The organism is Bhargavaea sp. GQ12, from assembly GCF_059758705.1.
Genome location: NZ_JCAXEU010000009.1, coordinates 53177 through 75265, shown reverse-complemented (window position 1 = coordinate 75265; position 22089 = coordinate 53177). Strand labels below are relative to the sequence as shown.

The window sequence follows — 22089 nt, the reverse complement described above, 5'->3', positions numbered from 1 at the left end:
GCAGATGACGCAAAACTTCGGACAGGACCCGCAAAACGTCACACACACGAACATGCATACCGGACAGGTGGGACAGAAGATGAACCACGGCGGCCATGAGCTGTTCGATGTCCATGAGGTGCTGTCGACGATGATCGGCGCGATGGACATGTCCACGCTGATGCGTCCGCACGCGCAGGACCCGGAACTCATCGACATCATCGACCGCCAATACCGGTTCATGCAACAGTCGTACAACACACTGGTCGACTGCTTCAAGTCGGGCACGGATCCGCAGATACCGACGCAGAGCTATAAGATGTCGGGCGGCAACGACTGGGTGTACGGAATGAAGCAGTCCCAGCCGAAAAAGCCGATGCAGTCCCCGCAGGAGCTGAACGACGCAGCCATCTCCGGTTTCCTATTGTCGGGCCACAAAGCAAGCGCCACGGCATGCACGACGGCGGCACTTGAAACGACGAACCCGGTCGTCCGCCGCGTGCTCGCCGACTCGATCCCGAACTGCATCGAGATGGCCTACGAGCTGTCGATCTACCAGAACAAGCACCACTACTATCAGGTGCCGCAGCTCGCAGAGCAGGACATGCAGGCGATCCTCGGCGCCTATGCCCCGGCCGGCAGCCAGGGAGGCATGCAGTAACCGCTGCATGAACGGAGAAAAAGCATGCGGACCCATTGGCGGTCCGCATGCTTTTTTGTTGTGATGGAGGATTACTCACTCCCCTACAATCCCCGCTTCTTTACATACAGGTCGAGGTCCCGCAAAAAGCCTTCAATTCGCGCGGGGTGATCCAGAATCGCCTCTACTTCCTGATCCCGGATAAATTCCCGGAATTCCGTGCTCTGCAGTACCACGGGACCGTAACGGACATCCAGATCTCTTTGGATTCCGCTTTTCTTCAAAAGCTTCAAACGCCGGCTGATGAGGCGGTTTTTCTTTGTCGGCCAGCGGGTTTCAAGGAATCCGATTAGCAGAACAATCAGGTCACCCATCCGGCTTCACTCCTTTCTACATCCAGTCCCGGTACATCCGCGCAAGTCCTCTGAATTTCGGTGCCAGCACGTGCACACGGTGTTCGCGCAGCCCGCGTTCTTCCGGCGTCCCGTCCGGCATGCAGAAGCGGTCGTCGGTGTAGATCAGACGGTTGATCGCAAACTTGACCCGATAGGCGAACCGCGATACGAGAAGCGTGCGCGGGAAAAAGAGCCACACGAAAAGATAGCCGAGGACGAACAGCAGGATCACCGCTCCGGTGCCCGGGGCGTCAACCGCCGCCACGCCGAAGGTCAGGTAACCTCCGTAAATCAATCCGAACCAGCGCCAGTGCATTTTCTTCACGTGCACATACAAGAAGATGAGAATACCTGCCAGGAACGCCACAAGCCATCCAGCGGGCATCGCTGCGACGACTGCGCCGATGATGGCGGCCGCCGTCGGGACGAGCGCCGAGAACAGCAGCACGCGCTTCGGGATCCTCAGGTTCATCGTCCCGGCTTCCTCCAGCATTCGCAGGACAGCTCCGTGCCACTCCTTCAGTGCTTTTTCTGCCCTGTCCGATTCCAGTTCCCGCGGTCCGAAAGTGCTACGGCCGACCGTGTCCCGGAACAGCTTACTGATGAACAGCTGCTCATGCGGCTCAAGCCGGCCCGTACTGCCCTTCACTTCCCAGACCTTTGCATCCGATTCGCCGTTGACGGACACCGCCCCCTTCTCGAGCAGCCCGTACAGCATGGCGTCCGCCGCACGCGGCGTGAAGCGGCCCGCCCAGCGGACAAAGTGCAGATAGACAAGATCCATGGAGAGGATCAGCGCCTCATCTCTTCTCGTGATCGGCAGCCGCTGGGGCACGGCCAGGCTCACAAGACCGGCCAGGATAAACGCAAGTGCAATAGGGAATCCGACTTTCTCAAATGTTTCCCGGTGCGGGCGCATGTTTGCAGCATGGGTGAACCGCTCCTCCTCAGCCTTCACGGCTTCTTCCAGCGGAACCGGTGCGGCATGTTTCACAGCCTCCGTCATGACCCCTGACGGAAAGAATACGCGGTACGACGCATCCAGCGGGTCTGCGATGAGCGGGTCCCTGAAAATGACGCCATTGTCCTTCATCTCCACTTCGGAACCGTTCATGTTCCTTGTATACGGCCGGATCGACGAAGCGCCGGCACTGCCCGGAAGGATCACGGACACTTCAAGGTTCCGGAGGCCTTCGAATTCGTAGCTTGTGCTTGAAAACAGCCCGACCTCGAGATCGCTGTACCCGTCGTACACCTTCAGCGCATCTTCCAATAAATAAGACAGCAGGAATGTCCGCTTGCCGCCCCCGCCGTCCAAAAGCAGTTCCCAGCCGGTTCCTTTTTCACGTACTGCCACGGGCCGGACCTCTTCATCCGCCACTTCTCCGACCTGCGCCGCTCCGTCCACTTCGCCGGCACGGAAACCGATCACATTCTCGTGATTGCCGTAGGTAAAGTCCCTCAAAATCTCCCCTGTTCCTTCTGGAATTTCATATGTATGGATTTCATTGACCCTGACCGAGCCATCGGCTCCGATCCAGAGACGGACCTGGGATTTGCTCACCGTCACATCCGCGGCGGTTGCCGGAATGGTGCCGGCAAGTACCATCAGGATCGCAAGCATTGCCATCACCCATCGCTTCATCCGGTCACCTCCCGTTTGCCTGTTACCATGATACCGTATACGGAAGAACAGTTGACCCGGTTCCTTGAAACCTTCACGGGCATCGTCCCGTAAAAGAATTAAGATCACTCGGAGGTGCAGGATATGGAACTCGACATCAGGGAGCCTGAAGGAAGAATCTCAAGAAAGGCAGTGACGGTATGGCGTCTGTCAAACACGATCGGCCACGGAATCACGCTGCTTGTGTTCGCGGGCCTGATCATCGCCGGCAGCCGGTTCGGCTGGTGGGACTGGGCGATGACGGTGCTATGGATATTGGGCGGGCTGACAATTGTGTCGGCGGTGTATTCGATCTTTATCGAGCCGGTGATTCTGCAGCGGACATGGCGCTACGGGGCGGATGAGGAATTCGTAAAGCTGCGCCACGGCGTGATCACTGTCCAGCACCAGACGGTCCCGATGACGAAGGTCCAGTATGTCGGACTCGAACAGGGTCCGCTCCTGCGGAAATACGGGCTTTATACGCTCACGGTCGGCACGATGGGGTCGAATCACTCGATCCCGGCGCTCCCGGAGCAGGAAGCCAAGGAATTCCGTAACCGCATTTCCCGCCTCGCCAAGATCCGGGAGGAGGAGGAATGATGGAAAACCGGCGCATGCATCCGGGACGGATCATCCTGTCCCTTTATGACCTGGTCAAAAACAGTGCCATCGTATTTTTCTTCCTGTTTATCCTCAGGAGAGGTTCCGATGCCGGATGGGTGGTCGCGGGCCGCTGGATCTTCATCGCCGCCATATCGATTTCCATCCTGAACATCTTCCTTTCCTGGTGGCGCACGACCTACCGGCTGGAGGCGGATTCAGTGCAGATCGACAGCGGCGTCTTTTCCCGCAAGCACCGGAATGTGCCGTTCCGTCGGGTGCAGAACGTCAACCGGCAGGTGCCGGCCGTCCTCCGCCTGTTCGGCCTCACTTCGCTCACGCTCGAGACCGGAGCGGACGGAGAAGATGCAAGCGTAAAATTTCCCGCTGTGACGAAAGCGGAAGCTGCCCGGATCGAAAAAGCGCTCGACGGCTACCGGAGGGAGCGGATGGAGACCGCCCAAGAAGAGTCAGGGACAGAAAACGCGGATGGCGAAACCCCGGCGGCGGCCGTTGCCGAACCGTTCCCGGAAAAAGTTCGCACCGTCCACTTCACGGCCCAGCTCAAGGACGTGCTGAAAGCCTCCTTCCTGTCGTTCAGTTTCATCGCGCTTATTCCCGTGCTCGCGACTGTTTACTCGAACATCGATGACTTTATTGATATCGAAAGCCGCGCCGAAGGATTCCTGTCGTTCCTGGCGGGCTCAGGGGTTGTACTCGGCATCACGATCGCCCTGTTTGCCTTGGCGGCAATCGCGTTCGGCATCATCCGGACCTACCTGAAGTACGGGCGGTATGAGATTTCGTCTGATGATGAGCGAATTTACATCCGGCGGGGTGTGCTGACCGAGCAGTCGCTTTCCGTCAGGAAAAAGAATGTCCAGGCGGTGCAGATCACGGAAACGCCGTTGAAACGTCTGCTCGGCCTCGCGGAAGCAAAGATCGTCACTGTCGGCAGCTTCGAGGACAACCTGGAAGACATCAGCTCCCTTTACCCGTTTCTGCCCAAACGGCGTGCGGTGGAGATGGTCGGCGAGCTGCTTCCCGATGTCCGCGTACTCGACAGCATGGAGCGCCTTCCGAAGGCAGCGCTGACCGTCAGGATGCTCCGCTTCCCGTGGATTGCCGTAATCGGCGCCCTTGCGCTTTACTTCTGGCGCCCGGACTTCCCGTACGTCCCGGACTGGCCGTTTCTGGCAGCGACACTTTTCGCCGTCATTTATCTCCTGAGGTACTTTGACTACCGCAACACCCGCTACGCCATCCGCGGGCCGCTCGTCCAGTTCAGGAAAGGCGGCCTGTGGAGGGAGACATTTCTCAGCAGGCGGGAAAAGGTGATCGAAGCAGCGATCTCCCAGTCCTGGCTGCAAAAGCGGTTCGGTGTCGCCACGGTCGGCACGACCAACCGCGCGAAGCCGGTCCACGTCGAAGAACTGAAAGACTTGCCGGCAGCAGCCGCAGAACAATTTGACCGATGGTATACGGACCGGAATCCGGAACTCATCCGTGCAGATGAGGAGGTGGAGTCATGGAAGATTTTACAGAACGAGTTGTAACGATTCTGAAAGAAGTGCCGGCGGGAACCGTCGCGTCTTATGGCCAGATTGCACGGCTTGCCGGTAACCCGAGAGCGGCGCGCCAGGTCGCCAGAATCCTCCACTCCATGAGCCGGAAACACGGCATTCCATGGCACCGCATCGTAAATGCGAAGGGGGAAATTGTCATCAGGAACGGGGAGGCCGCCTTTGAACAGGAAGAACGTCTCCTCGAAGAAGGGGTGCCCGTGATCGCGGGAAAGCGCGTGGATATGGAACGTTACAGGTGGGATCCAGGAAACGACGAGTTACCACCTCACACCCGTTGAGTCGCCACCTCGCCCCTACTGAGTTACTACCTCATACCCAATGAGTCACCACCTTTGTTTGCCGGCAGGAGCGCATGCGCTTCTGCTGGTTTTTAAGCGCCCTAATTGATAGACTATTGGCAACACAAGTGTACAAGGGGGCATCGGTGATGGCAGAAACATTGGCGTGCAATGATGTGATCTACGCGTTCGACAAATCACACGAACCGGTCAAACGCGTGGCATCGGGAACGACGATCGAAATCGAAACGTATGACTGCTTTGAAAACCAGGTACAATCGGCCGAGACGAAAATCGGCGGCATCGACTGGAACCGGATCAACCCTGCGACGGGACCGATCTATGTGGAAGGTGCGCAGCCGGGTGATGTGCTGAAAGTGCGGATCGAGAAGCTTGAGATCGGCAGCCAGGGCGTCATGGCGACAGGTCCTGACCTTGGCGTGCTCGGCCACCGCCAGGAAGAGATGGCATCCAAGATCATCCCCATCGAGGGAGATCATGCCGTCTTTGACGACAAGCTGAAAATCCCGCTCAACAAAATGATCGGTGTGATCGGCGTCGCTCCTGAAGGCGAGCCCGTGCCATGCGGGACGCCAGGTGCACACGGCGGCAACATGGACACGACACTGATCACAGAAGGCGCCACCCTCTACTTCCCGGTATTCGCGGAAGGCGCGCTGTTCGCGCTCGGTGACTTCCATGCCGCGATGGGCGACGGAGAAATCGGAGTCTCCGGCATCGAAGTCCCGGGCAAGGCGACCGTCACACTTGAAGTCGTGAAGGAGGGGGCCCTCCGTCATCCGTTGCTTGAGAACGCGGACGGCATCACCTTCCTCGTCTCAAAACCGACAATCGACGAGGCGGCAAAAGCGGCCGTCGAAGAGATGGCGGATTTCCTCCTGCCAAGGACGGACCTTGATATCGCAGATCTAGCAATGATGATGAGCGCAGCCGGACACTCACAGATCAGCCAGATTGTCGATCCGCTCATGACGGCGCGCTTCTTTGTGCCGAAGTATGTACTGGAAGCATATGGCGTCACCCTATTTGAATAAGATGAGGACAAGCCGGTTTCCGATGGGAGCCGGCTTTTGCTTCATTAAAAGAAGCGGGTCACATGCATGCCGGCCTTCCTCCGTCAACAGAAAAAAACCGGCAGCCTGACCGCATGAGCGGAGGGCCTGCCGGGGTTTTTATGTATGATTGATTTTGCGCTTTTCATAAAACAGTTGTGCCGTGACGACCAGGGCAACAGCGATGTACGGGATGATGGCCACCATCATCATTTTGGCTTCGTCCCCAAGCCCGAGCGGCATGGAAAGGATCAGCCACTCTGGAAGGAACAGCGCAACCGGAATCGTGATGAGGAGCCAGGAGCCCATCATCATGGCAGCTGCCGCGAACGCCGCAGCCGACACCAGGATGACCACGAGATTTCCGGTCCGGCCGGCCGTGTAAAACGGATCCATGATAAAGGAACTTGCCAGAAGCACTCCGACAAATAGGAGAACGGACAGCATCGATAAGCCGCCGCCCGCGAAGAACAGCTTCTTATTGCTCCACTGGCCTACCGCCATTTTGCGGAACATGGCACGGTAAAGCACGATGACAATTGCTCCGACAACCGGATAGCCGATTAACTGCAGCAGGTTCAGGGAGAACATCCCTCGGATTGCCGGGCCCATAGCGGCAAAAGCGGCGAAAGACAGCAAAAACGCAGGGACGTACTTGAGCCAGCCCGCATAATCATTGTCCATTTCCTTTTCCAGAGATGCGAGGTATTCCTTCGGCGAACCCCCCGTGATCCGGTCCACACTTTCCCCGCGGCGTTCAAGCTCTGCCAGATGGTCCTCCAGCTCTTCCGCGACTTCATCGATCTCCCGTTCGTTTTTGCCTGACGTCATCAGGTACATCCGGACGTTTGCGATAAATTCCTCACTTCTTTTCGACAACTTCATCTTTTCCGCTCCCCTCCAGCAGATTTCCGACTGCTCCCGCCATCACGTTCCAGCGAGCTCTAAATGCTTCAAGTTCTTTTTCCCCGGCCGCCGTAAGCCGGTAATACTTGCGCTTTGGTCCGTTCGGGGATGGTCGCATAACAGTCATGACCAGCCCTTCCTTCTGCATGCGCAAAAGCACCGGATAGATGCTCCCCTCACTCACCATCGTCAGCCCGTATTCCCCGAGCTTCTCCACCATCTCATAACCGTACGTCTCGCCCCTGCCGATGATGGCCAAAAGACACCCTTCCAGCACCCCTTTCAGCATCTGGCTTGTCGTCACAGCAATCCCCTCCAGTATCTTGCATAACCAACTACCACTATCTTGTTTTCCATGATACCGGGTGATGCCACTCCCGTCAACTATGTTGTTAAACAAAATACCTGCATTCTAAAAAGCCGCCCGGAAGCTTCCGGACGGCTGATTTAGCTGTTCAGTTTTTACGGATGACCGAGTAAAGTGCAGCACCGACAAGGTCGCCTGCTTCCTTCAGACGCTCTTTGCTGACATACTCGATTGTGTCCTGCGGTGTATGATAGTACGGCTCAAGTGCTGCAGTGCCAGGTTCTCGCCGGATAAAGTTCACCGCCGGGATGCCCGTCTCATGGAAGTTCACATGGTCCGAGGCGCCCCGCTGGTAAAGGATCAATTCGGATGGAGTGGCAATCCTGTCCTGTGTAGCAAGCGCCGCCTCGGTGACGATGTTCGGCTGGCCATCCAGTGTGTTCATGAAGATGGCGGTCGCGTTCTCCCAGGACGTGCCGACCATATCCATATTGAAGTTCGCGATGCTCCTGGACACTTCATCTTGAGTCAAAGCCGAAACATAGTGGGCGGAACCGACCAGGCCGATCTCTTCCGCTCCGACAAAGGCGAAGCGCACTTCTTTGTCGATCGGGTAGCTTTTCAGCACGCGGGCGATCTCAAGCGCGGTCGCCGTTCCGGTCGCATTGTCACTCGCACCCGGCGCCAGCGGCACGCTGTCGAAGTGAGCCGACACATGGACGATGTCCGGGTTATTCACGTGCTTCGGCGCGCGCGTCGCGATGATGTTCTGTGACGTCTGACCGGTGAGTGCGTCAACCTTTAGGGTGACCGTGCCGCCCGTGGCAACGACATCTTCAAGGAGCGCTTCGCCGGATGCCTTCCTGATCCCCGCGACCGGAAGCGGCGCATCCTCGCCGATGCTCATGTTGGGAGGCCCGGACGCTTCACTGTTGTCATAGATGATGACCCCCACAGCACCTGCCGCAGCGGCATGGTCAATCTTTTCGCGGAACGAGAATTCTCCACGGCTTATCAGTACGATTTTCCCTGACGCCTCTTCCGTGAAGTCGGCCGGATAGCCCAAGCCGGCATCATAAAGCTGCGCAGTCAGCCCACTTTCTGGTGTCTCTGCGGACCCGGACGGGAAAGCCGCCTCCACTTCATCTCCATTTGACGTGGACAGATGGCCGACCATCGTGTCTGGAATGTCGAACTCCTGGACCTCAATCTCGTAACCATAAGACTCCAGTCGCTCCCTGATCAGGGAAGCCGTTTCCCTCTCCTCGGCGGTTCCGGCAACGCGCGGCCCGATCGTTTCACTCAGATGATAAACGTCCGAATAGATGCGCTCCGCATCAATTCTGGAGATCACCTTCTGGTCAAATGCCGCCGGGTTGCCCGGCTTAGCCGCCTCGGCAGTGGTCTGCCCGCCGAAATCGGCCGGCATCATCACCACACCCGATAGCAAAAGGGACGCTGACAGCGTCAATGCCGCAAATCTGCTTTTCTTCATCCTTCCATTCCCCCTCTTCGGTTTTGTTCCATCAGGGGGATTCGTCCCGGCATTCGGACTTCCCTTCACTTTAAATGAAAACGGTTACAAAATCACATCTGTCTATAACCGCGACAGGTCTGAAGTCCCGCGCGGCCATGAAGGCACTGCTACTTATTATCCCGATTGCTTCTCGTGGCCATACACCGGCCGCACAGACAAAATCCGGTCGATCTTGAACGTGCGCCGCTCCTGCCTGAGAAAGCAGTACGCCGTTACGCTGTCCTTACGGAGGCGCAACAGGCGTACACGCCGCTTTGTGATGCTTCCGTCTGAACCAATATAGATCATGTCAGTCAACTGATGACGCTTCATGCATTTCATCAACAATCCGTGCATCCCGCACCCTCCAATAAGAACGTTTGTTCTCATTATATGCGAACATCCCCGTAGGCGCAACCGAATTGTCCTCAAATCATACAAAGCAATCCTACTGTGTCATTTTTTGTCGAAAAATATGTATTTAGTCCCTTCCCATCCAATAAGACATGCGCTACACTTGAGCGCAAGCCGCGTGCGGCATTTTATAATTGAAAAGGAATGAACCCCAATGTGGAAAGACTTTAAAGAATTTGCGTTCAAGGGCAATGTTCTGGACCTGGCTGTCGCCGTCGTCATCGGTGCCGCTTTCGGCAAGATTGTTTCCTCCCTTGTTGAGAATATCATCACCCCGCTCATCGGAATCCTGGTCGGAGGCGTCAACTTCAAAGGCCTGAGTGTAATGGTCGGGGATGCCGAAGTAACCTACGGCGTCTTCCTGCAGAACGTCTTTGACTTCCTGATCATTGCCTTCTCCATCTTCATGATCCTACGCGGCCTCATGAAGCTGAAGCGCCAGAAGGAAGAAGAAGTGGTGGAAGAAACGGAAGAAGAACTCACCGTACAGGAAGAACTGCTCCGCGAAATCCGTGACCTTCTCAAGGAACAGAAGAACTGAAGAAACAAAAGAAACCCGCTCCCTTAACGGATTTTTCCGTGGGGAGCGGGTTTGAATTTATTAAGAAATTAGTTCGTATGGTAATTCTGTCAAAGGATTTACGCCACCGATTACTAAACCGAAAGCAATAGCCCCCATCGTTAGCGCCGTGAAGAGTCTTTTCTTCATTATCCATCCGTCCTTCCATATAATTTAGTTCAGTATAGCATAAAAGATTCAGTGTAAATATGCAATTATGCATATTTTGAACTTTTCTCAAGTGACTTATGTATCAGTTTTGCGATGTATGCCTCTTCCTCATGGCTTATGCCAAGCCGATTATTTGTATCATGAAGGTAGTGGAACAGAAATTCCTCAAAAGGCGGTGACGGGACCAGCTGATCCTCCACCTGAAGCCGGACGGACGCCAGTTCTTCGATAAACGGCCGGATTGTCCGGAGCAGATGAACATTGTTCAGCGACCGCGTCCACTCGCTCCGGAATTCCCTTTCATTCATCACCACGGCACGGTCCAGACTTTCCGAAAGATCGGGGTCTCCGCAAGTCTGGATGCAGTGCGCCGCATATTTTTCAAGGAAGCGGATTGCCGCATCCGTGCTGCAGAGCCCCGAACGGATCGCCTGATGCATCAGGAGTGTGACCGCAGTTGCCCGATCGGTACCTCCGAGAATTTCGTTTTCAATGACGAGAAAAGCAATGTCCGTCGAGCGTTTCAGAAGCAGGTCCGGCCAGACAATGCCTGCCGCCGGATTTTCACCGAATACCGGCTCCCGTTTATATGGCCGGACTGCAGGCTGCTGCTCCGACGGGTTTTCAGTCGGCAACTGTCTTCTTCGGCGCCTCGGTTTATCCTCCTCCATCGCGTGGAGCAGCATGTTGCAGTCATGTCGGATCCGGTAACGGAGCCGCTCTGCTTCTTCATCAGAAAGCCGGAACCCGGCCATGATGTGATGGCCATGATGATCCTCCCGGCGCAAATAATAGTAATAATGAACCTCGCCGGTCAGATCCGATGCCAACGGCATGACAATCTGATGGACCACCTCATCCAGCTGGTATTCGTATTTCGGATAGAACCGGTAGGTGTGCCATTCTTTTTCTAGATGCATGTTCATCCTCCATTCAAACCCACTTTACTGCTGCCCGGAACTCTGTGACGCAAGGCTGGCCTGAGCGTCCGATGGCATGCGCGCCGCGTTCCGGAAACACCTCAGTCAGAACCAGCAGGTCACCTTCTCGCAGACATCTGTTAAGGCGGTCAATCAGTCGCGGGCTTCCGAAATGGATATAGTGATCCTTCCCGCTTCGGCAGGCTGCCGTCGGATATTTCGAGTCGACGACCGCAAACATGGCTTCTTTCGGGATTCCTTTCCGCACCCTCCAATCATGAAGGCGGAGGAAAAAGTCCGATTCCGACTCTTCGATATCTCTTTTTGGCACATCTCTTGTCAAAATGCGCCATTCTGCAGGCGCTGTGACCACTCTGCCTTCAGTTTGCCGCGGGGTATGGCCCGGCTTCCTCCTGTTTGTCCTTCCACTGCTCAGGCACACCCAGGGATGGCTCAATTTTAGGAACAGACGAACACATACAGGCAACTGATGGACCGCCATTTTACCCGTGTAGACAGGGGCAGCCGGCAAGCCTTCCGGACCTAGAATGGTCAGGGAGTCTGATTCCGTGTCATGCACGATTCGGAGGTCCGATAACGTCAGGAACTGGCCGCTTCTTCCGGCATACTGACGGTCGGTAGGCCACAATAGGTGACGGCCGTTGTGATGCGCCTTTTTTCCAGTCCATCCTGCTCCGTACGAGAACCAGACCGGTTCGGCATCAGGAAGCAGTTCACGGATCCACCCCTCATCTTCCGAGGCAACATTGTCCAGGCGGCATTCAGCCGAAATCTGGTAATCTCCCCGTTTCAGTGCCTGTTCCGATAGGGCCGCCACACGGAAAGAGAGCAGTCCATGCGGAAGCATCTCGGTCGGACTGAGCGGTGCTGGTGTTTTAGCTCCGGCAACTGCCCGTCTCGTGTCTTCTTCAGCGATTCTTGCTTCCTCGGCCGATCCCATCCGTGCCGAACAGTAGGAGAGATAGCCGAGGACATCCCTGCTTTCGCCTCCGAGACCGTACTGTTCTGTAAACCAGCCGGTCATGGTCTCCGCGATGCTTGAACGGACAATAACCACTCCAGGATTGTTTGCGTAAGTTTCCAGATCCTCTCGGACGGATTCAGGAAGACTGATCGGCTTTTCATTACATACCTGTTGCTCTGTAAACCAATCACCCGCCGCCAGACGGCCTGTCAGGCGGACCGGCAGGATCCGGTGAATCCTGTGTATTGCCCGCACAGCCCTTTCACGCAGAACCGGCAAATCAGCCGGAGCACAACTTTCCATCTGATCGAGCAGAATTTCAAGGAGCAGAAAGCTTCTTCGGAGGCGCTTGGCTTCAGGAGAATTGATTCTTGCAACCAAAGAAGCCAATCCCTGAAGCGGACACTGTGCGGCTTGTTTCTCCGGCAATACGGGTACTAAGATTTCCCTCGACAGCAATTCAGCGAATTTTGACTTTCCGTCGGACCCAAGCGAACGCATCCAGTCTTTCTTTTTTCTGACAGCGCCTTTTTTCAAATGGCCGGCTGCCTGGCCTTCAACCGGATAAACATATTCATGGATGGTAGGGACACCGCCGACTTCAATGCCATCTGCGACCAGCAAACCGCTTTTACCTTCCTGACAAATGAGCCCGTCGTTTACTTTGAAAGCCAGGCCTTCGTTCAGGCGGTCATCACGTGCAATCGCTTCGGTCCAACGGTCGATGAGCGGCTGTCTGATGCGCATTTTCGGAAGGACTTCCTCCAGCGCTTCACTTTTTGTTTCTTTTCCGAAGCTGAAGCGGACTTCTGCTGTGCCGGTCTCAGCGCTTTCCACGGTCGTTTGGAGAAGATGCGGAAGAATAGCTTCCGCCATTTCTCCAGACTGCTCAAGATTCAAATCAAGCAGCTTCGGATCCTTTAAGGCAATACTTCGCTGAAGAGCAGGAATCTTTGTCATTCCGCTCAGCTTGGCGTCCGCCTGTTCCTTGCCAACCCGGTAAATCAGCCTGAACCGTTCCAGGGCATCGTCCATTTCTGTCTTTCTCTTCACCCACAGCTGTACACTTTCCCAGTCGCTGTCACTGAGTTCAGGAATTTTCTGTTCCAATTCGTCAACAGTTTGCAATCCGGCCCGGATTAAAACGTCCTCCACGGAAATCCAAGCTTCCGAAACAGCCGCCCGGTGACGGTTAAGGCGCTGAATCAGGTTCATCGAAGCGGACAGGACGAGTGAATCGATGACTGAAGCAGGCAGATCATGCACCTGCGCGATAGCAACTTCTGATATGCGGACGGAAGTTTCAATTCGATTCAAGTTCAGATTCATGATTCCTCAATCCTTTCTTCGTTTCTTGGACAGCAAACATATTTTCGTACAAAGTTGACAAACTGCGGAAATTTTCCGTTACTATAGAGACAGGACAGCCGATATCCGACTGGACCATTTGCCAAAAGGGTGATGGACAATGAATCAGGTTCGCCTAGGAATGGAAATCCGGAAATGGCGCAAAATCCGCAAGATGACCCAGAAACAACTGGCAGACGGCATCTGCAATCAATCTGAGATCAGCCGCCTGGAAAAAGGTGATTCTTATCCGAGCATTGATACACTCCACTCAATCTCTATGAAGCTACGCTTGCCACTTTCATTTTTTTTCGAGGTGTTAATTCATGATGACGTTGAAAACAAGGAGCGCATTACTGAGACCGTAAAAACCTTTTCTAGGAAGAAAGATTATGAGGGGCTATATTCTTACCTAGAACTTTTGTCTAAAGAAATGCCGGTAATCCATCCAGAATTAAAGACCTACTTAGATGCCCATTACTATGTAAGTCTCTATTATTTGAAGAAAAATGATTATCGTTACTGTGTAACAGAGTTATACCGCCTTGTGAACAATCCATCGACAGGCTTAGATATACTTCTAAATGTCCGAATAAAGAATTCTATTGCAATCATCCTTGCAGAAAACCAAAAGTTCGATGAAAGCATGAAGATCTTCCAAGAAATACTTGAAGAAAAGAATAACTCGGAAGAATATGAGCTCATACGAATCACCATTTTATATAACGTTGGAAAATTGCTTTATTCTCAAGAAAAGTATGAGAGAGCCTTGGAAATCACCATAGAAGGCATAGATTTCTCGATCACCCACCGCGACATGTCTATCCTAGGCCAGCTCTACTACCAAAAAGGTTCGATTCTTGAAAAGCTCGGTCATCCCGCTTCCGAAATCTCGGAGAACTACCGAAAGGCGCTGTTCTTCTTTGACCTACTGGGTCTCGATTACTACAAGAAGATTTTGCAGGAGTACAAAATGGAGTACCTGGCAGCCGGGAGCGTATGATTCTTTCCTACCTACTACTCTACACAGTTTTAAGCAACAGAAATATGCACTTACGCATATCGACGGTTTTTTCGGTTTTTCTTTTGAAAACGTAGAAAAACGGCTGCTTTCCGCCTTTGTTACGGGGCGGGAGCAGCCGTTTTTTGGTTTCTCAGAACATACTGAGGTCGTATTTTTTGGTCATTTTCTCCATCAGGTCCCAGCCGGCGACGCTGTTGCCGCGGTCATCGAGTGCAGGTCCGAAGATGCCGATGCCGCAGCGTTGCGGGACGGAAGCCATGATGCCGCCGGAAACCCCGGATTTGGCCGGGACGCCTACACGGATGGCGAATTCTCCTGAAGCGTTATACATGCCGCAGGTGACCATGAACGTCTTGCAGATGCTGGCGACACGCGGCGGCAGAATCATTTCTCCGGTCGCCGGGTGCTTGCCGTCCATAGCAAGAAGCAGTCCGACTTTGGCGAGGTCGACACAGTTCATCTCGATGGCGCACTGCTTCGTATAGAGCTCAATGACTGTATCGACTTCTTCCTCAATGACACTGTGCTGCTTCAGATAATAGGCCATCGCGCGGTTCAGGTCTGCCGTCTCAAGCTCGGACTGGGCCACTTCCTCGCTGTAGCCGACGCCTTCTTCACCAATGATCAGTTCAGTAAGCTGGATCAGCCGCCCGAGCCGTTCTTCGACGCTTTCGCCCTTGATCATCGACGAGACGGCGAGGGCTCCGGCATTGATCATTGGATTGAGTGGTTTGTGCGGGGCGATCGTCTCAAGTTTGATGATCGAGTTGAACGGGTCTCCCGTCGGTTCCATGCCGACGCGCTGGAAGACATATTCTTCTCCGTTATCGAGAAGGGCGAGCGCCAGGGCGAGCACCTTCGAGATACTCTGCAGCGTCGATTTCGTATCGACGTCCCCTGCAGAATAGCAGCTTCCGTCCGGAAACGCCATCGCAACGGACAGCGAGCTCAGATCCGCCTTGGCAAGTGCCGGGATATAGTCGGCGACCATCCCCTCGATTGTATGTACTTTCGATTCCTGAACAAGTTGATACAGCTCTTCGTCGGAACGACAGTCCATGTCAGTTCACTCCTTTAAAAATGACATCCTGCCGACAGTTTACCCTTTCCTGCGCCCATCAAGCCAGCCGTTCATTGCCGGACCCGCGGGCCGATGGTATAATGAAGCTGAATTGCCTGCAAAGGAGTGGAGACTGATATGTGGTTCGTTATTATCCTGGCTGTTTTATTCGGATTCATCGCGATCGGTACGATTGCAGGCCTCGTCCTGACTTTCACGGGCAGCAACGACTGATTCTGACTTAAAAAGGGACTGTTCCGCGCATCGGCATACGCCGGTTTGCGGAACAGTCCCTTTTCTATTCTGATTCGCCGGCCAGGACCTCGAACCTGTCCGTGTCCTCAGGCCGCCAGCCGGTGTCGAGTTCCGCGGTAGTGAGGCCGAACGACATTTGCAGATGCGGGTAGTCCTTGAAGTTGCTCCAGTCGCCGCCCCATTCAAATCCGAGCTCCTTGGCGATGTCCGCGACCTCGAACCAATCGCTTTGCCCGTTGCCGTTGCCGTCATAGCCGGTGTCCCAGATGAGCCGGCCGTCAGGCGTCCAAATTGCAAAGTCAACCGCCAGCCCAAAGTTATGATACGACTGGCCGCCCCTTGCCTGGGTGACGACGGGGCCGTCAATGGTGCGCCCCTGTGCAAAAAGCCGGTCCTGTTCTTCATGGGAGCGGAAGCCGTCCGTGATTTCGATGCGGATGCCCCGCTCTGCTGCGATCCGGGCCAGTTCCCCCGCTTTCTGCCCGACCATCGGATGAAGGCCTTCCGGAAGCGGGCGCATTTCCAGCTCTTCGCGGAAATCAAGCTCGCGCTGGACAAAGGTCCACACCCCGGCAGCCACCAAACCGGCAATCACCATGCCGGCAACTTTGACGGCAAGCGCGACGGGGTGTGTGTTCTTCCTTTTTCGCTGTCCGATTCCGGAAGCCTCCCTTCTGGTTTATGCTCCTGTTTCCGCATACCGGACGACCGGCCGGCTGACAGGTGTCCATTTCTTCACTTTTTCCTCGAAGTCCGGAACGTCTCCCGTCGTAAAGAACAGATGCCCGTCCTCGGCTGCCGTGGACAGTTCGCCGTGTTCCCGCAGCCAGTCCGCAGCCCGCGAAACCGTCGCCCGGGCCGGATCCACCAGGTGGACGTCGCCGCCCCATACTTCCCGGATCTGCCGTTCGGCCAGCGGATAATGGGTACAGCCCATTACAAGCGTGTCCACTTGCTGTTCGCGGAGCGGTGCCAAGTATTCCTCAAGAGCAGACTTGATTTCGTCATTCCCAATTTCTTCATCTTCCAGATAAGAGACAAGTTTTGGGCATGCCTCTTCATAAACTTCCAGACCGTCCCCGTTTTCACGGATGGTCTTTCTGTACATATGAGATTCAACCGTCCGCTGGGTAGCGATGACGCCGATCCGCCGGTTCAGTGTTGTGTTTGCGGCCATCTCCGCCCCCGGCTCAATGACCCCGATCACAGGGACGTCCATCCGCTCCTTTAGCTCGTCCAGCATGAGCGCCGATGCCGTGTTGCAGGCGACAATCAGCAGTTTAAGCTCAAACTGCTCCAGGAAACGGACGACTCCGAAAACGAATTCCTTGATTTCTTCCGGGCTTTTGTTGCCATAAGGGCAGTTGCCGTGGTCACCCACATATATGATCCGCTCCTCTGGAAGCCGGCCGAACAGCTCTTTGGCGACGGTCAGCCCACCGCTCCCGGAGTCGATAATTGCTATTCTTTTCATAACTTTTAACCTTCTCGCTAACGCCTCCCTGTTTTCAGGAAGCGAAATAAAATGATCCTTCCATTGTAACGCATCCGGCAGCTTTGTGGTTCCCTGAAGCTATAAAAAATAGCCCCCTGTCAGAGGGGCCAAGTTGTTACGCCGTAACGTCCCGCTTCGAGAAGACGAGATAGCTGACGACCAGGAACACGGCGGCGTATGCGACGAGTACAGCGGCCGCAAATGGAAGGGTGACATCCTCGATGAACGTCATGCCCTGGGCAAGCGCAACGAGATCATGGGAGAAGAACAGGTACTTGGCGATCTCGTAGCGGCTCAAGAGTGCCGAAACTGTATTGCCGGTAAAGTAGATAAACAGCGACAGGCCGATGGCGAGCGCGCCGGAACGGAACACGCTGCCGATCATGAAGGCGAACGTCGTGTAGACGATGACATTCACGAACGCGAGGAGAAGGTGATAAAGCGTAAGCGTCCAGACCGAGACTTCGCTCACTTCTCCGCTTCTCACTGCAAGCTCTGCTCCTGCGTCCGGGGAAAACAGAATGTACGCCATCGCGACTGAGACCACGAAGCCGATTAGTGTAAGCAGCGCGCCGAACAATGCCGTGGCCGCAAACTTCGAGGTCAGCACCTTCCATCGCTTGACCGGGCGGGCGAGGAGCATCTTGATCGTCCCCTCGGAAAATTCCGTGGCAACGATGCCGGCAGCAACGATGATGGCAAACAGCATGGCGAGCGTGGCGATGCCGGAAGAATCCTTGATCATCTGCTGCCTGCTATAGCTTCCGTGCGGCTCAACGTCTTCGGCAAGCCGGTATTCCACAATCTGCAACTCTTCCTTCAGCTCCGCCTCACGGGAGTCAGAAAGGTCCGGATCAGCCAGCTGCGCGGAGATTCCATCCCGCTCCGCTTCCGCCTGCATACGCCAGTCCGGCACATCCGCCTGGCCCTCGACCGAGACGCCTCCGCTTTCCGCGCGGTTCTCTTCCATCGTGGAAATCCATTTGGTCAGGCCCATCATGCCCGCTACGCCGACGACGAGAAGGATGGCCATGACCCAAGTCGCTTTTTTGTTCCACAGCTTCATCCATTCATTTTGCAACAGTTTCAGCAATCTGTCCGCCTCCCGTCATTTCGATGAACTCGTCTTCAAGTGTCTTGCGGTGAGGACGGACCGTGTACAGGTCGAGGCCTCCGGAAATCACGCTTTTCGCGAGTTCCGGTATCCGTTCCATTCCCTCTTCAATGATGAACCCTGCACCGGATTCAACCGGCTCGTACCCTTTTGACTCGAGAACGGCCCTGAGCTGTGCCGCCGGCTGCGCTTCGATGTAATGGTGCGGCCGTGAATCTTCCTTCATCTCCCTGATGTCGATCAGCTTGCCGTTCTGGATGACGGCGATCCGGTCGCACATCAGCTCGATCTCAGACAACAGGTGGCTCGAGACAAAGACCGAGACACCCGCTTTTTCCGCGAGGCTCCGGAGATACGCCCGGAACTCCCGGATGCCGGCCGGGTCAAGGCCGTTTGTCGGCTCATCCAGGATCAGGAATTTCGGATCGTGCAGCAATGCCTGTGCAAGGCCGAGGCGCTGGCGCATGCCGAGCGAATAGGTGCCGACTCTCTCATGGATCCGGTTCTCGAGTCCCACCTGGCGGACCACTTCCATGATGCGGTCCTTTGTGACGCCCTTGTGCATGCGGGCAAAGTGGACGAGGTTCTTGTAGCCGGTCATGTATTTGTACATCTCCGGGTTCTCGACGATAACGCCGATATTGGACATGGCCGCTTCGAATTCGTTTTGGACGGACTTGCCCGCGACGAATACTTCTCCCGATGTCGGCTTCATCAGTCCTGCCATCATACGGATTGTCGTTGTTTTCCCTGCTCCGTTCGGCCCGAGGAACCCGGTTACCTGGCCCGGGTAAAGCTTCAGGTTCAAGTCGTCAATAATCTTCTTTCCGCGGATTGCCTTTGATAAGTGCCTGAGTTCCACTATCGGCTCAGCTTGGTTTGCCAACCGGTTCACTTCCCTTTTGGTAGAGTGTGCGCAAATACGCGGTCAGGCCGCCCGGCTGCGCCATCCGGATATCTTCCACAGCATCATGGGCGGCGATCCGCCCGTTTTTCAGTACGGCGATTTCATCGAGGAGCGGGGCGACATCGTGCAGCTCGTGCGTCGACATGATGACAGTCTGACGCTCCGGGTCGGTGAATCGGATAAGGCCTTTCACGATTGACTCGCGGACCATCGGGTCAAGACCCGAAAACGGCTCGTCGAGCAGGTAGGCATCCGCTTCCCTCCCTAATGTTGCTACGATCTTGGCACGTCCCCGGTTTCCTTTTGAAAGGTTTTTCAGCTTGGTTTTCCTGTCGACATTCAGAAATTCCGCTGCCTCAAGCGCCTTTTCCATTGAAAAGTCCGGATACTGCGACTCCTGGAAGCGGAGCAGCTCATCAGTTGTGAAATACGGGTAATACAGATCGGCGTCCGCCATGTAGGCAATATGCCGGCCGGCGGAGATCCGTGTAATCGGCTGGCCGTTCAGAAGAACATCTCCTGTATCCGCCCCCATGACGCCGGCCATAATTTTCAGGAGTGTCGATTTGCCGCTTCCGTTCTCCCCCGCGAGTCCAATGATTTTACCCCGCCCGAAGGCCGCGGTCGCGCCGGCCAGCGCCCGGCGCCGGCCGAATGACCGGCTTACCTGTTTGATCTCGATCATCCCTGTCTCCTCCTCGTCATGGACTCCGCGATTTCTTGTTCCGTGAAGCCGAGCGCCTCGATGTTCCGGATAAAATCATCGATGAGCTGCGCCTTTTTCTCCTCTCTCAGTTGTCCGAGCCGTTCCGCGTTCTCCGTGACGAACGTCCCCTGGCCCCGCTTCGTTTCGGTAATGCCCATCCCCTCCAGCTCCTTGTACACTCGTTGCATCGTATTGGCATTGACGCCGGCTTCGACCGCGTATTCTCTTACCGACGGCAGCTTTTCTCCCGGCTTCAGGGCGCCCCGGATCAGGTCACCCGTGATCCGGTCGATCAGCTGCTGGTAGATCGGCTTATCCGGCAGGAAGTCAAAACTCATTCATCGCGCCACCTTCCTGTTGAAGATATAGATGGCGAGCATCGCGAGGAGAATTGCCTCGATCGCGGCAAGCCCGACTCCGCTGGCAGCAATTGTCCCCGTGAAATCCAGCGACCAGTCATTGACCCGGTTCAGGCGTTCCGTGTAGGTCAGCGGAATCTCACCATAACCCGCGAGCTTTTCATAAGGCCCCCATCGGGCCACTTTCTGGAATACATAGAACGTTCCGCCCACCAGCATGCCTGTCAGGATAACCGCGCCGATTTTCGTGAACTTCTTCAGCCACTGGTAAATGGTCCAGAACAGGAAGCCGAGCACCATCTGCATGATTCCGAGAAACAGCGAGACAGTACCGACCTCCGCAAAGAAGCCCATGAACCATCCGAGCGGCATGCCCTCCGGAAGGCCTGACCCTCCGCCGAACAGGTGAATCATCCCATTGGCCAGTGCCAGGACCGTGAATAGAAACAGCATGGATGCCACGGTCATCAGCACGGCAAAGACCGCTTTGACGCCGACGAGAACGTAGGACGGTGCAGGGGAATGCAGCCAGATATCCGGCCGTTTCATATCCGCCTGCAGGCTGACAAGCAGGCTGACCACCGGCATATAGCTGAGTGCCAGCACCCAGAAGCCCATGATGATGAACGCAATGTTCATCACCGGAACTTCGTGGAAGGCATAGCGCTGCAGCAAAAACGGCACCACCCCAATGCTGAGCACGGCAGCAAGTACCAGAAACGCCATCCCCAGACGCGCCTGAATCCACTCTTTCCACAAGAGCCCTTTCCATCGGCTCATAAACTTCACTCCCTTGAATTTGCATTGTGTATCGGTGTATTAGTTACATAGTACACTGGTATTCAAACAAAATGCAAGGCATTCGCGGAATTTATTTGGAAATCTGGTTGCCCATAATAAAAACGCCTTCTGCAGAAGGCGTCACAAGAAGAATGAGAAAAAGCGGGATCCCTAGAATCCCGCAGTCCGGTGCAGCACTGGTGATTGAACTTCGAGGGGCCGGGTCACTACCGGTTCCGCACGCCCCTCCAACGAAACCCGGTCAATCAATAATCTGCTCCGCAATGGAAGCCCTACATCCTCCGAGAGGTCCTCCTCCAGTCCATACAGTACGGCAAACAAGATCCGGCGAATAAAGAAGTACAGCAAGGCGGCCTCACCGGGACTTTCCTGTGGCAGATCCGCGGCCTGCTCCAAAGAATCGGGCATCCGGAAGCGGTCCGTCAAGATCAGCGGCCCCACCTCGATCCGGCTGCCGGTAAGATCCATGAACAGCACCCGTTCCGAAGCCGCCCGGGCATCGTCGCGCCTTACGGTTTCCGAGCTTTCCAAGATTACCGCATCATAGCTCCCGGCCGTTTTCTTCGTATCCACCTGAAGATATGGAATCTTCCCCAGCATGGTTCGCAGCTGCGGAAAACGCTCCGGATCCGCTGCAAACCAGATGCGGAACCCGCTGCCATTCTCCGCAAAGTCCCTGACCGTCTGCTCAATCCTCCCAAATGGCCTGCCGGTCAGAAACAGATTCCTGAAGACCTCCAGATCGGATCTGACGGCAGACAGCATGGCACGCTCCCTTTCTGACCGGCACTCCATGAACAGGCCCGGAAATTTATTCAGGAACGCCTTTGCATAGGCGTACTCCCGGGATTGTTCGGCTGCCTGCCCGGAAAAGCCCTGATTCAGCAATATGCTGAACCGGAGAAAGTTCAGTTCCCCTTTCCGGACAGCCGCTTCCACTGTCCCCTTCTCACTGTTTTCAATGGTCACCAGCCCGCCTCTGTCATATAGGCCGACGGCCGGTCGCATGATGAACATTCCAATCAC

The 22089-nt window shown here is 55.3% G+C and carries 24 protein-coding genes; 7 read left to right on the top strand and 17 right to left on the bottom strand.

Annotation, left to right across the window (positions count from 1 at the left end; genetic code table 11):
- The first annotated feature begins 4 nt into the window (after positions 1 to 4).
- Complete coding sequence (locus tag AC6CHQ_RS09950) at positions 5 to 640, top strand: spore coat protein (protein ID WP_092053370.1); 636 nt, start codon at positions 5 to 7, stop codon at positions 638 to 640.
- A gap of 83 nt (positions 641 to 723) precedes the next feature.
- On the opposite strand, the gene AC6CHQ_RS09945 is transcribed toward AC6CHQ_RS09950, so the two are convergent.
- Together AC6CHQ_RS09945 and AC6CHQ_RS09940 are read right to left on the bottom strand one after the other, a co-directional pair.
- Positions 724 to 993 carry a hypothetical protein gene (locus tag AC6CHQ_RS09945; protein ID WP_498081466.1) on the bottom strand — a complete coding sequence of 90 codons (270 nt, stop codon included), beginning with the start codon at positions 991 to 993 and terminating at the stop codon, positions 724 to 726.
- Positions 994 to 1009: 16 nt separating this feature from the next.
- Complete coding sequence (locus AC6CHQ_RS09940) at positions 1010 to 2659, bottom strand: DUF2207 domain-containing protein (RefSeq protein WP_498081465.1); 1650 nt, start codon at positions 2657 to 2659, stop codon at positions 1010 to 1012.
- 123 nt (positions 2660 to 2782) lie between these two features.
- Here AC6CHQ_RS09940 and AC6CHQ_RS09935 point away from each other — a divergent pair, with 123 nt between their 5' ends.
- From AC6CHQ_RS09935 to AC6CHQ_RS09920, 4 genes are all read left to right on the top strand, one after another.
- On the top strand, positions 2783 to 3280 hold the full coding sequence (locus AC6CHQ_RS09935; protein ID WP_092053379.1) for a PH domain-containing protein: 498 nt from the start codon (positions 2783 to 2785) through the stop codon (positions 3278 to 3280).
- A complete protein-coding gene (locus AC6CHQ_RS09930; RefSeq protein ID WP_251240083.1) occupies positions 3280 to 4836 on the top strand; it encodes a PH domain-containing protein in 1557 nt (518 codons plus the stop codon). Before AC6CHQ_RS09935 ends, AC6CHQ_RS09930 begins: the two co-directional genes overlap by 1 nt.
- The gene (locus tag AC6CHQ_RS09925; RefSeq protein WP_498081464.1) at positions 4809 to 5144 is read left to right on the top strand and encodes an MGMT family protein; all 336 of its coding nucleotides are present in this window, start codon (positions 4809 to 4811) and stop codon (positions 5142 to 5144) included. The genes AC6CHQ_RS09930 and AC6CHQ_RS09925 overlap by 28 nt, the downstream gene beginning before the upstream one ends.
- Before the next feature lie 149 nt (positions 5145 to 5293).
- Positions 5294 to 6199, top strand: a complete 906-nt coding sequence (locus tag AC6CHQ_RS09920; protein ID WP_498081463.1) for an acetamidase/formamidase family protein — start codon at positions 5294 to 5296, stop codon at positions 6197 to 6199.
- A gap of 138 nt (positions 6200 to 6337) precedes the next feature.
- Here the strand turns inward: AC6CHQ_RS09920 and AC6CHQ_RS09915 are convergent, their stop codons facing one another.
- From AC6CHQ_RS09915 to AC6CHQ_RS09900, 4 genes are all read right to left on the bottom strand, one after another.
- On the bottom strand, positions 6338 to 7102 hold the full coding sequence (locus tag AC6CHQ_RS09915; protein ID WP_424237469.1) for a DUF1129 family protein: 765 nt from the start codon (positions 7100 to 7102) through the stop codon (positions 6338 to 6340).
- The gene (locus AC6CHQ_RS09910; RefSeq protein ID WP_251240079.1) at positions 7080 to 7427 is read right to left on the bottom strand and encodes a PadR family transcriptional regulator; all 348 of its coding nucleotides are present in this window, start codon (positions 7425 to 7427) and stop codon (positions 7080 to 7082) included. The genes AC6CHQ_RS09915 and AC6CHQ_RS09910 overlap by 23 nt, the downstream gene beginning before the upstream one ends.
- A 151-nt stretch (positions 7428 to 7578) precedes the next feature.
- Complete coding sequence (locus AC6CHQ_RS09905; RefSeq protein WP_498081462.1) at positions 7579 to 8925, bottom strand: M20/M25/M40 family metallo-hydrolase; 1347 nt, start codon at positions 8923 to 8925, stop codon at positions 7579 to 7581.
- A 156-nt stretch (positions 8926 to 9081) separates the two neighbouring features.
- Positions 9082 to 9303, bottom strand: coding sequence for a WYL domain-containing protein (locus AC6CHQ_RS09900; protein WP_092053402.1), 222 nt, complete (start codon positions 9301 to 9303; stop codon positions 9082 to 9084).
- A gap of 211 nt (positions 9304 to 9514) precedes the next feature.
- Between AC6CHQ_RS09900 and mscL the strand changes: the two genes are divergently transcribed.
- On the top strand, positions 9515 to 9901 hold the full coding sequence (gene mscL / locus AC6CHQ_RS09895; RefSeq protein WP_092053405.1) for a large conductance mechanosensitive channel protein MscL: 387 nt from the start codon (positions 9515 to 9517) through the stop codon (positions 9899 to 9901).
- 233 nt (positions 9902 to 10134) lie between these two features.
- Here the strand turns inward: mscL and AC6CHQ_RS09890 are convergent, their stop codons facing one another.
- Both AC6CHQ_RS09890 and AC6CHQ_RS09885 read right to left on the bottom strand, forming a co-directional pair.
- Positions 10135 to 11010, bottom strand: coding sequence for a lantibiotic dehydratase C-terminal domain-containing protein (locus AC6CHQ_RS09890; RefSeq protein ID WP_498081461.1), 876 nt, complete (start codon positions 11008 to 11010; stop codon positions 10135 to 10137).
- Positions 11011 to 11023: 13 nt separating this feature from the next.
- Positions 11024 to 13324 (bottom strand): lantibiotic dehydratase family protein, encoded by a 2301-nt coding sequence (locus AC6CHQ_RS09885; protein WP_498081460.1) that lies wholly within the window; start codon positions 13322 to 13324, stop codon positions 11024 to 11026.
- A gap of 139 nt (positions 13325 to 13463) precedes the next feature.
- Between AC6CHQ_RS09885 and AC6CHQ_RS09880 the strand changes: the two genes are divergently transcribed.
- Positions 13464 to 14345, top strand: coding sequence for a helix-turn-helix domain-containing protein (locus AC6CHQ_RS09880; protein ID WP_498081459.1), 882 nt, complete (start codon positions 13464 to 13466; stop codon positions 14343 to 14345).
- Positions 14346 to 14496: 151 nt separating this feature from the next.
- Here the strand turns inward: AC6CHQ_RS09880 and glsA are convergent, their stop codons facing one another.
- The 9 genes from glsA to AC6CHQ_RS09835 all read right to left on the bottom strand — a co-directional run bounded on the left by glsA (position 14497) and on the right by AC6CHQ_RS09835 (position 22080).
- Positions 14497 to 15426: a glutaminase A gene (gene glsA, locus AC6CHQ_RS09875; protein WP_092053416.1), complete on the bottom strand. Its 930-nt coding sequence runs from the start codon at positions 15424 to 15426 to the stop codon at positions 14497 to 14499.
- 298 nt (positions 15427 to 15724) lie between these two features.
- Complete coding sequence (locus AC6CHQ_RS09870) at positions 15725 to 16279, bottom strand: M15 family metallopeptidase (protein WP_498081458.1); 555 nt, start codon at positions 16277 to 16279, stop codon at positions 15725 to 15727.
- A gap of 81 nt (positions 16280 to 16360) precedes the next feature.
- A complete protein-coding gene (murI, locus tag AC6CHQ_RS09865; RefSeq protein ID WP_498081457.1) occupies positions 16361 to 17155 on the bottom strand; it encodes a glutamate racemase in 795 nt (264 codons plus the stop codon).
- A 136-nt stretch (positions 17156 to 17291) separates the two neighbouring features.
- Positions 17292 to 18269, bottom strand: coding sequence for an ABC transporter permease (locus AC6CHQ_RS09860; protein ID WP_498081456.1), 978 nt, complete (start codon positions 18267 to 18269; stop codon positions 17292 to 17294).
- Entirely contained in the window at positions 18247 to 19176 is a 930-nt protein-coding gene (locus tag AC6CHQ_RS09855; protein WP_498081455.1) for an ABC transporter ATP-binding protein, read from the bottom strand. The genes AC6CHQ_RS09860 and AC6CHQ_RS09855 overlap by 23 nt, the downstream gene beginning before the upstream one ends.
- Complete coding sequence (locus AC6CHQ_RS09850; RefSeq protein ID WP_092053434.1) at positions 19160 to 19882, bottom strand: ATP-binding cassette domain-containing protein; 723 nt, start codon at positions 19880 to 19882, stop codon at positions 19160 to 19162. Before AC6CHQ_RS09850 ends, AC6CHQ_RS09855 begins: the two co-directional genes overlap by 17 nt.
- The gene (locus tag AC6CHQ_RS09845; RefSeq protein ID WP_092053438.1) at positions 19879 to 20241 is read right to left on the bottom strand and encodes a GntR family transcriptional regulator; all 363 of its coding nucleotides are present in this window, start codon (positions 20239 to 20241) and stop codon (positions 19879 to 19881) included. Before AC6CHQ_RS09845 ends, AC6CHQ_RS09850 begins: the two co-directional genes overlap by 4 nt.
- A complete protein-coding gene (locus AC6CHQ_RS09840; protein WP_092053442.1) occupies positions 20242 to 21042 on the bottom strand; it encodes a hypothetical protein in 801 nt (266 codons plus the stop codon).
- 171 nt (positions 21043 to 21213) lie between these two features.
- Positions 21214 to 22080, bottom strand: a complete 867-nt coding sequence (locus AC6CHQ_RS09835; protein ID WP_498081454.1) for a hypothetical protein — start codon at positions 22078 to 22080, stop codon at positions 21214 to 21216.
- Positions 22081 to 22089: the final 9 nt, after the last annotated feature.

Coding starts and splice junctions, on each gene's coding strand:
- AC6CHQ_RS09950 (WP_092053370.1), top strand. CDS start 5: ATGACGCAAAACTTCGGACAGGACCCGCAAAACGTCACACACACGAAC.
- AC6CHQ_RS09945 (WP_498081466.1), bottom strand. CDS start 993: ATGGGTGACCTGATTGTTCTGCTAATCGGATTCCTTGAAACCCGCTGG.
- AC6CHQ_RS09940 (WP_498081465.1), bottom strand. CDS start 2,659: ATGAAGCGATGGGTGATGGCAATGCTTGCGATCCTGATGGTACTTGCC.
- AC6CHQ_RS09935 (WP_092053379.1), top strand. CDS start 2,783: ATGGAACTCGACATCAGGGAGCCTGAAGGAAGAATCTCAAGAAAGGCA.
- AC6CHQ_RS09930 (WP_251240083.1), top strand. CDS start 3,280: ATGGAAAACCGGCGCATGCATCCGGGACGGATCATCCTGTCCCTTTAT.
- AC6CHQ_RS09925 (WP_498081464.1), top strand. CDS start 4,809: ATGGAAGATTTTACAGAACGAGTTGTAACGATTCTGAAAGAAGTGCCG.
- AC6CHQ_RS09920 (WP_498081463.1), top strand. CDS start 5,294: ATGGCAGAAACATTGGCGTGCAATGATGTGATCTACGCGTTCGACAAA.
- AC6CHQ_RS09915 (WP_424237469.1), bottom strand. CDS start 7,102: ATGAAGTTGTCGAAAAGAAGTGAGGAATTTATCGCAAACGTCCGGATG.
- AC6CHQ_RS09905 (WP_498081462.1), bottom strand. CDS start 8,925: ATGAAGAAAAGCAGATTTGCGGCATTGACGCTGTCAGCGTCCCTTTTG.
- AC6CHQ_RS09900 (WP_092053402.1), bottom strand. CDS start 9,303: ATGCACGGATTGTTGATGAAATGCATGAAGCGTCATCAGTTGACTGAC.
- mscL (WP_092053405.1), top strand. CDS start 9,515: ATGTGGAAAGACTTTAAAGAATTTGCGTTCAAGGGCAATGTTCTGGAC.
- AC6CHQ_RS09890 (WP_498081461.1), bottom strand. CDS start 11,010: ATGCATCTAGAAAAAGAATGGCACACCTACCGGTTCTATCCGAAATAC.
- AC6CHQ_RS09885 (WP_498081460.1), bottom strand. CDS start 13,324: ATGAATCTGAACTTGAATCGAATTGAAACTTCCGTCCGCATATCAGAA.
- AC6CHQ_RS09880 (WP_498081459.1), top strand. CDS start 13,464: ATGAATCAGGTTCGCCTAGGAATGGAAATCCGGAAATGGCGCAAAATC.
- glsA (WP_092053416.1), bottom strand. CDS start 15,426: ATGGACTGTCGTTCCGACGAAGAGCTGTATCAACTTGTTCAGGAATCG.
- AC6CHQ_RS09870 (WP_498081458.1), bottom strand. CDS start 16,279: ATGGTGATTGCCGGTTTGGTGGCTGCCGGGGTGTGGACCTTTGTCCAG.
- murI (WP_498081457.1), bottom strand. CDS start 17,155: ATGAAAAGAATAGCAATTATCGACTCCGGGAGCGGTGGGCTGACCGTC.
- AC6CHQ_RS09850 (WP_092053434.1), bottom strand. CDS start 19,882: ATGATCGAGATCAAACAGGTAAGCCGGTCATTCGGCCGGCGCCGGGCG.
- AC6CHQ_RS09845 (WP_092053438.1), bottom strand. CDS start 20,241: ATGAGTTTTGACTTCCTGCCGGATAAGCCGATCTACCAGCAGCTGATC.
- AC6CHQ_RS09840 (WP_092053442.1), bottom strand. CDS start 21,042: ATGAGCCGATGGAAAGGGCTCTTGTGGAAAGAGTGGATTCAGGCGCGT.
- AC6CHQ_RS09835 (WP_498081454.1), bottom strand. CDS start 22,080: ATGTTCATCATGCGACCGGCCGTCGGCCTATATGACAGAGGCGGGCTG.